General features: G+C 74.0%; 11 protein-coding genes. 6 read left to right on the top strand and 5 right to left on the bottom strand.

The window, feature by feature from the left end; translation table 11 throughout:
• The first annotated feature begins 2 nt into the window (after nt 1-2).
• From ramS to ABT129_RS20095, 3 genes are all read left to right on the top strand, one after another.
• Nucleotides 3-131 (top strand): mycelium formation morphogenetic lantipeptide SapB, encoded by a 129-nt coding sequence (gene ramS / locus ABT129_RS20085; protein ID WP_030325150.1) that lies wholly within the window; start codon nt 3-5, stop codon nt 129-131.
• 147 nt (nt 132-278) lie between these two features.
• Nucleotides 279-2,099 (top strand): ABC transporter ATP-binding protein, encoded by a 1,821-nt coding sequence (locus ABT129_RS20090; protein WP_351902958.1) that lies wholly within the window; start codon nt 279-281, stop codon nt 2,097-2,099.
• Nucleotides 2,096-3,907 (top strand): ATP-binding cassette domain-containing protein, encoded by a 1,812-nt coding sequence (locus ABT129_RS20095; protein WP_351902961.1) that lies wholly within the window; start codon nt 2,096-2,098, stop codon nt 3,905-3,907. The genes ABT129_RS20090 and ABT129_RS20095 overlap by 4 nt, the downstream gene beginning before the upstream one ends.
• 33 nt (nt 3,908-3,940) lie before the next feature.
• On the opposite strand, the gene ABT129_RS20100 is transcribed toward ABT129_RS20095, so the two are convergent.
• The gene (locus ABT129_RS20100) at nt 3,941-4,555 is read right to left on the bottom strand and encodes a helix-turn-helix transcriptional regulator (protein WP_351902964.1); all 615 of its coding nucleotides are present in this window, start codon (nt 4,553-4,555) and stop codon (nt 3,941-3,943) included.
• 521 nt (nt 4,556-5,076) lie between these two features.
• Here ABT129_RS20100 and ABT129_RS20105 point away from each other — a divergent pair.
• Genes ABT129_RS20105 through ABT129_RS20115 form a run of 3 tightly spaced genes read left to right on the top strand, consistent with a single transcriptional unit; the run spans nt 5,077 to nt 7,603 of the window.
• Entirely contained in the window at nt 5,077-5,559 is a 483-nt protein-coding gene (locus ABT129_RS20105) for a DedA family protein (protein WP_351902967.1), read from the top strand.
• Between the two features lie 54 nt (nt 5,560-5,613).
• Nucleotides 5,614-6,843, top strand: coding sequence for a hypothetical protein (locus ABT129_RS20110; RefSeq protein WP_351902970.1), 1,230 nt, complete (start codon nt 5,614-5,616; stop codon nt 6,841-6,843).
• Nucleotides 6,827-7,603, top strand: coding sequence for an alpha-ketoglutarate-dependent dioxygenase AlkB (locus ABT129_RS20115; RefSeq protein ID WP_351902973.1), 777 nt, complete (start codon nt 6,827-6,829; stop codon nt 7,601-7,603). Before ABT129_RS20110 ends, ABT129_RS20115 begins: the two co-directional genes overlap by 17 nt.
• Nucleotides 7,604-7,704: 101 nt before the next feature.
• On the opposite strand, the gene ABT129_RS20120 is transcribed toward ABT129_RS20115, so the two are convergent.
• The 4 genes from ABT129_RS20120 to ABT129_RS20135 form a co-directional block, all read right to left on the bottom strand.
• A complete protein-coding gene (locus ABT129_RS20120; RefSeq protein WP_351902976.1) occupies nt 7,705-8,436 on the bottom strand; it encodes an acetate uptake transporter family protein in 732 nt (243 codons plus the stop codon).
• A 12-nt stretch (nt 8,437-8,448) separates the two neighbouring features.
• The gene (locus ABT129_RS20125; RefSeq protein WP_351902999.1) at nt 8,449-10,314 is read right to left on the bottom strand and encodes an amidohydrolase; all 1,866 of its coding nucleotides are present in this window, start codon (nt 10,312-10,314) and stop codon (nt 8,449-8,451) included.
• Nucleotides 10,315-10,331: 17 nt separating this feature from the next.
• Complete coding sequence (locus ABT129_RS20130; protein ID WP_351902979.1) at nt 10,332-11,285, bottom strand: alpha/beta hydrolase; 954 nt, start codon at nt 11,283-11,285, stop codon at nt 10,332-10,334.
• A 193-nt stretch (nt 11,286-11,478) separates the two neighbouring features.
• Nucleotides 11,479-12,063, bottom strand: a complete 585-nt coding sequence (locus tag ABT129_RS20135; RefSeq protein WP_351902982.1) for a Dps family protein — start codon at nt 12,061-12,063, stop codon at nt 11,479-11,481.
• Nucleotides 12,064-12,240: the final 177 nt, after the last annotated feature.

Consider the following 12,240-nt stretch of genomic DNA (forward strand, 5'->3'; position numbering starts at 1 on the left):
TCATGAACCTCTTCGACCTTCAGTCGCTGGAGACCCCCAAGGACGAGGCCATCGGCGATGTCGAGACCGGCAGCCGCGCGAGCCTGCTCCTCTGCGGTGACAGCAGCCTCAGCATCACCACCTGTAACTGAGCTGATCCGGCTTCCCGCACAGCGCCCCGAGCGCCGGTGAGAAGTCACGGGGCCCCGGGAGCACCGCTCCCGGGGCTCCGGCCGTCGGGGCCGGGCTCCGGCGGCCCGGCCCGAACGTCGCTCCCGGAGGGGAAGAGAGGGGATCGGATGGCCTCGCCGACCGGCTCCGACCGGCTGCTCCGCGGCGCCGTACGGCACACAGCGGGCACCACCGCGCTGCTGCTGCTCTGCTCGGTCGCCGGCGCGGCCTGCTCGCTCGCCGTACCCGCGCTCGCCGGCAGGACCCTGGACCTGCTGCTGCGTCACCAGCCCGGGGCCGGGACGTGGCTGCTGTGGACCGCCGTACTGCTCGCGGCGGAAGTCCTCCTGGAGACCGGCTCGGTGCTCCTGACGCAGCTCGCCAACGCCCGCGCCACCGCCTGGATCCGGCTGCGCGCCCTGGCCGGCCTCCTCGGCACCGCGCCGCACCGGGCAGCGCCCCACTCGGGCGGCGACGTCGCCGCCCGGCTGTGCGTCAACGCCACCGACAGCGGCACCGCCCCGGCGGCTCTCGCGAGCTCGGTGTCGTCCGTGCTCGTGCCGATCGGAGCCCTCGTGGCCCTGGCGCTCATCCACCCCTGGACCGCCGCCGTCTTCGTGGCCGGAATGCCGCTGCTCCTGCTGTTGCTGCGCGCGTTCGCCACCCAGTCCTCCGACTCGGTCGGCCACTACCAGCGGGCGCAGGGCGCCGTCGCCGCCCGGCTGGCCGAGGCGCTGGGCGGCGCCCGTACCATCGCCGCCGCCGGCACGGCACGGCACGAGGAGGAGCGCGTCCTCGCCCCGCTGCCGGACATGACCCGGTACGGCACGCGCATGTGGCTCGTCCACGGCCGCGCCGTGGCGCGGAGCGGTGTCCTGCTCCCCCTGCTCACCACGGCCGTCGTCGCGGTGGCGGGGGTCGGTCTCGCCGCGGGTGAGGTCAGCGTCGGCGAACTGCTCGCCGCCTCCCGCTACGCGGCGCTCGCCGCCGGGATCGGAGGCATCGCGGCGCCGCTCGGCACCCTGGTGCGAGCCCGCAGCGCGGGCCGCCGCACCGCCGAACTCGCCGATCTGGCGCCGATGCCGCACGGCTCCGCCGCCCTGCCGGCCGGCGCGCCCGGGGACCTGGAGCTGAGGGGAGTGCGGGTGACGCGCGACGGCGTCCCCCTGATCACGGACGTGACGCTCGCGATCGGCGGCGGGTCGACGGTCGCCGTCGTGGGACGCTCCGGAGCGGGCAAGTCCACCCTGGCGGCCGTCGCGGGCCGGCTGACCGACCCCGACGCCGGGCGCGTCCTCCTGGACGGAGTCGACCTGGCCGAGCTGTCCCGCGCGGAACTGCGCGGGGCGACCTCGTACGCCTTCGCGCGTCCCGTCTTCGACGGCGGCGCCACCCCCACGGTCGGCGCCGCGCTGGCCGCCGGGACCGGGCCCGCCCCGGGCCCCGCCACGGCCGCGAGGGTCCGGGAGGCAGCGGCGGCGGCCTGCGCCGACACCTTCGTCCGACTGCTGCCGCTGGGCTACGGGACCCCGGTGGACGACGCCCCGCTCTCCGGCGGCGAGGCCCAACGCCTCGGACTGGCCCGGGCGTTCATGGGCAGGAGCCGGCTGATGATCCTCGACGACGCGATGTCGAGCCTCGACACGGCCACCGCACGGCAGGTGGAGATCGCCCTCGCCACGACGTCACGCACCCGCACCAGGCTGATCGTGGCCCACCGGGTGTCCACCGCCGCCCGGGCCGACGTGGTGGTCTGGATGGAGGCGGGCCGCGTGCGGAGGTCCGGACCGCACAGCCTGCTCTGGGAGGAACCGGAGTACCGCGCGGTGTTCACGGCGGAGGCCCCGCCGGCGGACGTCCGGCGTTCGTCCGCCGGGCCGGACGGCCTCCCGGCGTCCGCCGGCTCCGGCGCCCTGCCCGCCGTCTCGGGGACGGGAGCGGGCGAGTGACTCCGGGCACAGGGCGGGCGGAGGGACCGGCGACGACGGAGGCGACAGACCCTCCGGCACCGGCGACCGCCTCCGGAGAGACGGACACGGCCCGGCGCGTCACGGCCTCGCTCCGGTCCTTCCTCCTGCGCCGCAAGGGCGTCCTGGCGAAACTGGCGGCGTGGTCGGCCGCCGAATCCGCGCAGACCTTCCTCGGCGGCTACTGCGTGGCCCGCTCCCTCGACGACGGATTCCTGCGGGGCGCTCCCTCGACCGGGCTCCTCTGGCTGGCGGGGGCCGCCGTGGCCGTCCTGCTCGGCGCTCCCGTCGTCCGGGGGGTCTTCGCCCAGCTCCCCCACCTCACGGAACCGCTGCGCGACCAGCTCGTCCGGGGGTCGGTGGTACGCGCCCTGCGCACCGCGACCACCGCGGGCGCGGGCGCGGACGCCACCGCGGTGTCCCGGCTGACGAGTCAGACCGAGATCGCCCGGGACAGCTTCGCCGGACTGGTGCTCGCCACCCGCTCGTTCGTCTTCGTCGCCGCGGGGGCCCTCGCCGGCCTGCTGTCGCTCGCGCCGCAGTTCCTCCTCGTCGTGCTCCCTCCCCTGGTCCTGGGCCTCGCCCTGTTCACGGCCTCCCTGCGGCCCATGGCGCGGGCCCAGCACCGGTACCTCGACGCGGACGAGGTCGTCGGCCGGCGCGCCGAGATCACCCGCACCGCCCTGCGGGACACCGTGGCCTGCGGCGCCCAGGAGGCGACCGCCGCGCGGAACCGCCGTGCCGTCGACGAGGCGGCGGCCGCCCAGCGCGCCCTGGCCCGCTGGGCGGCCGTCCGCACGTTCTCCGTGGCGACGGCCGGACAGCTGCCGGTGCTCCTGCTGCTCGCCACGGCGCCGTGGCTCCTCCGCCAGGGCGTCACGGCCGGAGCCGTGGTGGGGGCGCTCACCTACGTCCTGCAGTCGCTGCTCCCCGCCCTGCACACGCTGATGACCGTCCTGGGCGCCGCGGGCGCGCGGCTCTTCGTCGTCCTCGACCGGCTCACCCGGCCGCTGCCCGCGACCCCTCCCCCCGCCGCCGCCCCGCCCGCCCCGCGCCGTACGGGCCGGGCGACCGCGGCGCTGGAACTGCGCCGCGTACGAGCCGCGTACGGTCCCGGGGCCCGCCCCGTACTGGACGCGCTGGAACTGACCGTCGAGCAGGGTGAGCACCTCGCCGTCGTCGGCCCGAGCGGCATCGGCAAGTCGACCCTGCTGCACGTCGCGGCGGGCATGCTCGCACCCGATCAGGGCGACGTACGGCTCTTCGGCCGAGCGGTCGCGGCCTGCCCGCCCCCGGAGCTCACCGCCCTGCGCGTGCTGATCCCCCAGGAGGCGTACGTCTTCACGGGCACCCTGCGGGACAACCTGCGGTATCTGCGGCCCGACGCCGGCCGGGCAGCCGTCGACGGGGCCGTGGACGCGCTCGCCCTGGAGCCGCTCGTCGACCGGGTGGGCGGGCTCGACCGTACGCTGACGCCCGACGCCCTGTCCCTCGGCGAACGCCAGCTGATCGCGCTGGGGCGCGCCCATCTGGCCGCCGCCCCGCTGCTGCTGCTCGACGAGGCGACCTGCCACCTGGACCCCGTCGCGGAGGCCACGGCCGAGCACGCCCTGAGCGCACGGCCGGGAACCCTGGTCGTGGTGGCCCACCGGTTGTCGTCGGCGCTCCGAGCGGACAGGGTCCTCGTCCTCGACGGCACCCGGGCCGCGTACGGAACGCACGAGGAGCTGCTCGTGCGTTCCGCTCTCTACCGCGACCTGGTGGGACACTGGAGCGAGGTCCAGGGGTGAGCGGACCGGACCGCGGGGACGCCGCCGGGCCGGTCAGGTCCACCCGGCGCCCTGGGCGATCCGGATGGCGTCCACGCGGTTCCGGGCGCCGACCTTGCGGATGACGCTCGCCATGTAGTTGCGGACCGTGCCCTTGGTCAGGAAGAGCGTCGCGGCGATCTCGGCGACCGGCGCTCCGCCGGCGGCCAGCGAGAGAACGCTCAGCTCACGCCGGGTCAGGGGCATCTCCGCGGCCTGGAGGAACCCGACCGCGAGCGTGTCGTCGATGAAGCGCTCCCCCTTGGCCAGACGGTGCACGGCCTCCAGTAATCGACACTTCGGGCCGTTCTTGTCGACGAAGCCGGTCGCCCCCGCGGCATGGGCCCGTCGCAGCACCCCCGGCCGCTGCCCGGGGACGAGGGCCAGCAGGGCCGAACGGCCCGCCCGGCCCTCTCCCGACGCCGGTGCGGCGGCGACCGCGGGCCGCATCGCCGTGGGTGGCAGACACTCGGCGTCCGCGACGTACACGTCGGGCTCCGACATCCCCGACGCCGGGCCGTGCGGCCATCGGGGCAGCGAGGAGACCACCATCACCCCGCTCGACCGCAGCAGTTCCACCAGCGCGGTCCGCAGGAGCTGCGCCTCGTAGACCACCGTCACTCGTATCATTCCCACCCCTTCGGTCCTCCGTCGTGCCAGGGGTGCACGACGCGAGCAGCCACCCTCACCCCTCTGCCCTTGCCGCACCCGGGAGAACACGGCACCGGGTGCACAGGGGGCGCACTCCGGAGCGCCTCGGCCGGATCCGGTGCGTTCCCCCGAAGGGGACGCAGGCCGACGGCGTGCGATGCCGACTCCGCCGAACCAGGAATGTCCAGATCGCACCCGTACGGCGCGCGGTGGCGGGAGTGCGCCCCGGGGCACCGCGTGGGGGGCGGGCGAGTCGCGACGGACCCCGGTGGGCCGGTGCCCTGTATCCGCCGTATACCCGTTCGGTTAGGCTGACCTTGCCTGGCGCGCGGTTCGGGTGCGGGCGCCGCAGGTGGTATCCCAGAGGTCGGAACGGCAGAGGCGGGGCGCAGGTGAGAGACGGTGACCGGGCTTGCGCGCTTCGCGCGCCCGGTGAGATGGGACGCCCATGCGGGTGACGAGGGAGGCGGGCTTCGGCCCGGCGTCCATGAGGAGGCGTCGTGGGTAAGATCGCGCTCACGGCCGGAGCCCTGTACGTCATCGTCCTGCTCCGCGCCGGAGGGACGTTCGCCGTCGGATGGCTCGCGGGCGCCGGCGCCCGGCGCAGCAGGTTCGCCGGACGGATCTCTTCGGCGAAGTTCCAGCGCGCCGAACGGGCGATCCAGCGGTGGGGCGCGCCGGTGGTGGCCGTCTCCTTCCTGACCATCGGGTTCCAGACCGCCGCCAACTTCCTCGCGGGCAGCATGCGCATGCCGTTGCCGCGCTACCTCCCCGCCCTGTTCGTGGGCGGAGCGGCCTGGGCGCTGATCTACGGGACGCTGGGGCTCGGTGCGCTCGAAGTGCTGGGAAGGCTCTTCGCCGAGCGGACGGCGCTCGGCGTGTCGGCCGTGGCCGTCCTGCTCCTCGCCGTGTGCGGGGTGGTGGTGTACCGCAGAAGGAGGGCGGTCCCGTCCTCCGCCGACCCCGTGGCCGACGAAGCGTAGGCCCGCCCCCTCCCGTGCCGTCCGTGGGGGCGGTGGAATGGCAGGTACTGTTCGATGCACACGACAGAGCCGACGGAAGCCCGCGTCGACGAGACGGGCACCGTCCTGGTCGCGCCTTCGGCGCTGCGGGACTCCGGCTTGATCAGGGACTTCCTCGGGTCCGTCATCACGCCGGAGGAGCTTGCCGCCGGTTCGCACGACCTCGCGGGGAAGACCGTCTACCTGTGTGGTGACATCTCCGGGATGGGCGACCGCCCGCTGGACGCCGCCGCCCGGGTGTGCGTCGTCCGGGAGCTGTCACACGGTTACCACGAGGACGTCGACAGGGCGTGGCCCCTCGTCGGCGTCGGCCGGCTCCCCCTCCGCGTGCACGGCGTCGGCGTGTACTACCGCCGGTTCTTCGACATCGACGCCGACCACTTCGGACGGATCCGCGCGGAGCACGCGTTCCAGTCCCTGACGGAGTCCACCAAGCCCGGGACGGCCCACCGCAGCGGGATCTACCTGACGGCCGTCACACGGAGCGGTGACGCACTGCGTTTCCGGCTGCTCCGGTGCTCCACGAACCTCTCGGGGCCGACCGAGGGCTTTCGCCCGACCGACACCCACATCGTCGAGGCCCTGAACCACGAGGCCGCCACCGTCTTCCGGGACCAGGCACCGCTGAACCACGTCCTGGCGCAGATCTACCACAACACCCTTGCCACGGCCGGGCGCAAGCAGTCCAAGGCCAGGATCTCGGCCCACGCCGACAAGACCAAGGACATGCCCGTCAACGGCCTCATGGCCTTCTGCACCTTCTACGACCGGCTGGACCGGCTGCGGCCCCTGGCCGACGACCCCTTCGGCCACGGCGTGAAGGGGACCAGCGGGCTGACCAGGCTCCACTTCCGCCTCAAGGAGCCGGCCGCACGACACGACGGCGTCGCACTCCCCCCGCGGTTCACCGTCACGCTCCACCCCGGCTCCGTGTTCTTCGTGCCGCTCTCCACCAACCGCCTGTACACGCACGAGATCCGGCCCTCGCCGTTGGACGCCGAGCTGCTCCCGACCCGCCTGGGATACGTGGTGCGCTGTTCGAGCACCGAGGCCGTTCACCGGGACGGTCACACGTTCCTCGACAGGGCCGGAGATCTGGTGAGACTGGGGCCGCCCACACCGTCCGGCATGGACGAGCTGCGCAGGCTGTACGCCGAGGAGAACAGGACGTCGTCCTTCATCGACTACGGCGACGCGTTCCCCTTCAGCATGAACACGGGGGACTACCTTGCGCCCCGGGTCTAGGATCCCGGACGCGGTCCTCTCGTACGCCCTGCCGACCGGGGAGGACCTCTTCGCGGAGCTGTCCGCGTCGGCTCACCTGGAGGACACGGGAAAGGGCCGGCGCGGCGCCGTGCTCACCAGGACGGACGCGGCGGGCGGGGTGCCTCTCGTCCGTACCACCACGCGATACGGCGGCCCGGCGCAGCCTTTCCGGGCGGTGCACGAACGGCTGGCCCGAGAGATTCGGGAACGTGCGGCGCTCCCGGTCGGATTCAACAACGCGCTCGTCGAGCGTTACACGAACGCCTACCGGACCATGGGCGGCCACTCCGACCAGGCCCTCGATCTGGCCGACGGGTCGTTCATCGCCGTCCTCTCCTGCTATCGGCATCCCGAAGCGGGCCCGCCCAGGAAGCTGATCTTCGAGTCGAAGGAACCCGGCGGCGAGACGTTCGAGATCCCCCTCGCCCACCACGGTGTCGTCGCGTTCTCCGTCGACACCAATCGGCTGTTCAGGCACAGAATCGTGCTGGACGCTCCCGCCCCGGCGGCGGACAACGAATGGCTGGGGGTGACGTTCCGGACGTCGAAGACCTACGTCCGGTTCCGCGACGGGGACGCGTTCCTTCCGCAGGGCGCGCGCCTCGTGCCGGCGGACGAGGAGCAGCGGCACGAGTTCTACCGGCTGCGGCGCCGTGAGAACAACGAGACGGACTTCGTCTACCCGCCGCTGACGTACACCGTCAGCGAGAGCGATCTGATGCCGCCCGTCCGGCCTTGAGGGCCCCGGACCAGCCCTCCTGGTGGCAGCCTTCGCCGTGGGGTGAGAGCCCCGGGTCCCGGGTGTCCCGGCCCGGGGCCGGGACACCCGGTGGCGGTGGCTCAGAGCGTGCGGCGCACGCCCGCCTGGCGTTCCAGGTTGCGGAGCTGGACGGCGAGGTCGCCCTCCACCGCCGTGTGGGCCGGGCCGCTGCGGCCGATGGGGAGGACCTCCTCGCTGCGCATGTCCTCCAGCATCAGGGCGAACGCCGCGTACATCGCGACGAGCGCCACCAGCAGGCCGAGGACCCCGGAGGTGCGGGTGAGCCATTCCGCGCCGGTGAGACCCGCCAGGCCGGTGGCCGCCCAGCGGGGCAGCGAGACCGCGAGGACGAGCCAGAGGGCCCGCTTGGCCCGCGTCACCGCCGTCATCAGCGCGCCGAAGCAGAGGAACGCCAGGTTGAGGACGCCGAGCACGCGCGGGCCGTCGGCCGCGCCGCTGACCATGACGAGCGCGTAGGCCAGCCAGCTTCCGGCGAAGACGCCCATCAGCGTCGCCGCGATCACGTCGCGGGCACCGAAGGCCAGGACGCTCACGAGGAACTGCAGGGCGAAGGCGGGCAGCACGCACAGGGCGACGGCGACCCGGGCCCCGGGACCGAGGATGCCGAGTTGCAGGCATCCCGTCATCACGGAGGCGATCGCGACCGTGAAGAAGCCCAGGGGCATGGGTGAGGCGATGGGGTGCAGGGTGATGCGCGTCATCGACCGGAGGTCCGGTTCGAAGCGGCGCCCCGGAGGTGTGTCCGGCCGGGGGTCCGGCGCGTCGGCGGCGCCGGCGGAGGCTGTACTCATGGGATCCCTCGTTCAGTGCGCGAAGCAGGGGTCGTGGAACGGCGGAGGTGTTTCGGGACCTGAGCCGCGGGCGACGCGCCATCGGCGATGCCGCTCGGACTCGGCGACGGCCTCGGCCACGAGCGACGCCTGGCGGGCGCCGCTCTGGTAGCCGCCGAAGTGGGCCACCGGGCTCCACTCCGGGCGTACCGGCGGGACGGCCTCGTCGAGCCCCTCGTACTCCGCGCTCGCGTGGACGATGCGGCCGCCGACGACGGTGAGCACGGACTCGATGTCCGGGATGGCGTCCTCGGGCACGGTGAGGAAGTCGTCGGACAGGATCGCGAGGTCGCCGAAGAAGCCTTCGCGCAGGATGCCCTTGACGTCCTGCTCGCCGGTGAGCCGGGCGCCGCCACGGGTGTAGAGGCCGAGGGCGGTCTCCCTGTCGATGAGGTTCGCGGCCGGCCGGAGCGTCGTGCCGCCGACGGTCCGCCCGGTCACCAGCCAGTGGAGCGCGACCCACGGGTTGTACGAGGAGACGCGGGTGGCGTCGGTCCCGGCGGCCACGGTCAGGCCCCGGTCGAGCATGGCCCGGACCGGGGGCGTGTGGGCGGCGGCGTCGGCGCCGTAGCGGCCGAGGAAGGCCGTGCCCTGGAAGGACATGCGGTTCTGGACGGACAGGGCTCCGCCGAGGGCCGCGATCCGGTCGAGGCTGTGCCCGGAGACGGTCTCCGCGTGGTCGAAGAGCCAGCGGTTGCCGCCCGGGAAGAGCCCCTCCGCGGCGAGCTTCTCGAAGACGGCGAGATCGCGGCGGATCGTCTCGTCGTAGGTCGCGTGGAGCCTGAACCCCCAGCCGTTCTCCAGCAGGAGCCGCACGGCCTGCTCGAACTCCGCCTCGTACCCCTCGGCGAGCTCGGGCCTCGGTTCGGAGAAGTTCTCGAAGTCGGCGGCGGACCAGGTCAGGTTCTCGCCCGCGCCGTTGAGCCGCAGCCACTCGTCCCCGTCCCCCGGCCTGACCGTCTCCGTCCAGCGCTTCAGGTCGGCGAGCTCCTGACCTGCCGTCTGCGGGAAGAGGTGGTAGGCGATCCGCAGGGACAGCTGCCCCGACGCGGCGAGATCGGCGACCGTGGCGTAGTCGTCGGGGAAGCTCTGGAACCCTCCGGCGGCGTCGACCGCCGACGTGAGTCCGAACCGGTTCAGCTCGCGCAGGAAGTGACGGGTCGAGGTGCGCTTGTCGGCCTCGTCCAGGACCGGCGCCCTGGCCAGGGTCGAGTACAGGACGAGGGCGCCCGGCGCCGCGAGCAGGACGCCGGTGGGCTCGCCGTCCCGGCCCCGGACGATCTGGCCGCCGCGCGGGTCGGGGGTGTCGCGGGTGAACCCGGCCGCCGCCACCGCCGCGCGGTTCATCAGGGCCGACTGGTACAGGTGCAGGACGAACACCGGGGTGTCGGGCGCGGCGGCGTTCAGCTCGGCGACCGTCGGCATCCTGCGCTCGGCGAACTGCTCGGCCGTCCAGCCGCCGACCACCCGGATCCACTGCCCCTTAGGGGTGCGGCCGGCCTGCTCGCGCAGCATGGCGAGGGCGTGGCGGAGGCTGCGTACCCCGTCCCAGCGGAGTTCCAGGACGTAGTTCAGGCCGCCTCTGATGACATGCAGGTGCGAGTCGTTGAGGCCGGGGACCACCCGTCGGCCCAGCGCGTCCACGACCCGGGTGCCCGGCCCGACGAGGTGGGCGAGGTCGTGGTCGTCGCCGAGGGCCGCGATCCTGCCGTCGCGGACGGCGACGGCGTGGGCCGCGGGGCGGCCCGGGTCACCGGTGAACACCTTCGCGTTGCGGACCAGCAGGTCGGCCTGCCGCTGTTCACGCCGCGGGGCGGGTACGAGGCCCGCCACCGGCATGCTCGTCGTCGGCCCGGTCACGCCAGGGCCTTGCGCAGGGTGTCGACCGCGAGACCGATGGCGAGTTCGGCGGCCCGCGTCTCCCGCAGCGCGTTCAGCATGACGAAGTCGTGGATGGTCCCCTGCACGCGCAGCGCGGTGACCGGGACACCCGAGGCGCGGAGCTTCGCCGCGTACGCCTCGCCCTCGTCGCGCAGGACGTCGGCCTCGGCGGTGATGACGAGGGCGGGCGGCAGTCCGGTCAGCTCCTCGGTGGTGGCGCGCAGCGGCGAGGCGGTGATCTGGGCGCGCTCGGCCTCCTCGGTCGTGTATCGGTCCCAGAACCACTTCATGGCGTCACGGCGGAGGAAGTAGCCCTCGGCGAAGTCGTGGTACGAGCCGGTGTCGAACGCGGCGTCGGTGACCGGGTAGAAGAGGACCTGCTGGGCGAGGCGGACGTCGCCGCGCCGCTTGGCCATCAGGGTGAGGGCGGCGGTCATGTTGCCGCCGACCGAGTCGCCCGCGACGGCGATCCGCGTGCCGTCGAGCTCCTTGTGGTGTCCCTCGCGCGCGATCCACTGGGCGACGGTGTAGTTCTGCTCGATCGCGACGGGGTAGCGGGCCTCGGGCGAGAGGTCGTACTCGGGGAAGACCACAGCCGCCCCGGTGCCCACGGCGAGTTCGCGGACGAGCCGGTCGTGGGTGTGGGCGTTGCCGAAGACCCAACCGGCGCCGTGGAGGTAGAGGACGACGGGGAGGGGGCCGGTGGCTCCGTGCGGGCGGACGATCCGGACGCGGACGTCACCGGTCGGACCGCCGTGGACGGTGAACCACTCCTCGTCGACGGCGGGCAGGGGGACACCTTCGCCGCTCTGGACGTCGTCCACGGCCTTGCGGCCGTCCGCCACGGGGATCTGGTAGAGGTACGGCGGCTGGGCGGTGGCGTCGGCGAAGGCCTGGGCGGCGGGTTCGAGGATGGGCTTGCTGGGCATGACGGGCTCTCCTTGGTGGGGCGGGGCGGGGGGATGGTCTAGGGGTGGACTGGGGACGTGAGCGCGGTGGATGGCGGGTGGCTTCGGCCGACGCCGAGGCGTGGGGTGACGGGCGGCGGATGGCTTCCGGTCGAGGCCGAGGCGTCGGCGAGGGTCCGGACCGGCCCCGCGCCTCAGAGGCCGTACGCCTCCATCAGCCGCGCACCAGGGGGGTGTCCACGAGGTGCTCGGCCAGGAACCACACCTGTGCCTCTCCGGTGCGGATGACGTCGGAGACGAGCAGGTCGGTGCTGCCCTCGTCGCCCTCGGCCGAGATGCGGGCGGCGGCGTCCCGCGCGTCGATCAGGATCCGCTCGTGCGCGTCGAGGAGGCGCGACAGCATCACGGGCACCTTCTCCACGCCGTCCGGCGGACGGGGGACGGACGTGAGCTCCGCGACATGGCGGGGGTCTCCGACCGCGACACCGCCGAGGCTCTGGATCCGCTCGGCCAGCGCGTCCACGACGGCCAGTTGGGCTTGCGCGTGCTGGTCCAGCATGAGGTGGAGCGAGTAGAAGGTCGCACCGCGCATGAGCCAGTGGTGCTTCTTGTAGAGCGAGTACAGGATCTGCGTGTCGGCGAGGACACGGTTCAGCCGCTGACAGGCGTACATGCGGGTGTCGTGGCCGAGGCCGATCGGCAGCTGCGTGAGCGTGCCGAACGCCTGCGTCTCGGCGCCCTTCTGGTGCAGCAGCGGCTGACCGCTCGGGCGGGTGGGGGTGGGGACTGCGGTGTCCATCGGGTACTCCTGGTCGGTTCGGTGTGCGGCGGCCCGGCCGCCGCACCCTTCGGAGGGGGCCGGCCGCCCCCCACGTGTCGAGGGGGCCCGGCCGCCGCCCGGCCGGGGGGCGGGCACGGCCGGGCCGCTCCGCGGGGGGGGGGCGGAGGGGCCGGCCCCGGCGGGGGTGTGGGGCGC

This window comes from Streptomyces sp. NPDC002057 (genome assembly GCF_040296665.1).
GTDB lineage: Bacteria > Actinomycetota > Actinomycetes > Streptomycetales > Streptomycetaceae > Streptomyces.

Excerpts from the sequence above, each read along its gene's own strand:
- ramS (WP_030325150.1), top strand. The coding sequence starts at position 3 with ATGAACCTCTTCGACCTTCAGTCGCTGGAGACCCCCAAGGACGAGGCC.
- ABT129_RS20125 (WP_351902999.1), bottom strand. The coding sequence starts at position 10,314 with ATGCCGGTGGCGGGCCTCGTACCCGCCCCGCGGCGTGAACAGCGGCAG.
- ABT129_RS20130 (WP_351902979.1), bottom strand. The coding sequence starts at position 11,285 with ATGCCCAGCAAGCCCATCCTCGAACCCGCCGCCCAGGCCTTCGCCGAC.
- ABT129_RS20135 (WP_351902982.1), bottom strand. The coding sequence starts at position 12,063 with ATGGACACCGCAGTCCCCACCCCCACCCGCCCGAGCGGTCAGCCGCTG.
- ABT129_RS20100 (WP_351902964.1), bottom strand. The coding sequence starts at position 4,555 with ATGATACGAGTGACGGTGGTCTACGAGGCGCAGCTCCTGCGGACCGCG.
- ABT129_RS20090 (WP_351902958.1), top strand. The coding sequence starts at position 279 with ATGGCCTCGCCGACCGGCTCCGACCGGCTGCTCCGCGGCGCCGTACGG.
- ABT129_RS20120 (WP_351902976.1), bottom strand. The coding sequence starts at position 8,436 with ATGAGTACAGCCTCCGCCGGCGCCGCCGACGCGCCGGACCCCCGGCCG.
- ABT129_RS20110 (WP_351902970.1), top strand. The coding sequence starts at position 5,614 with ATGCACACGACAGAGCCGACGGAAGCCCGCGTCGACGAGACGGGCACC.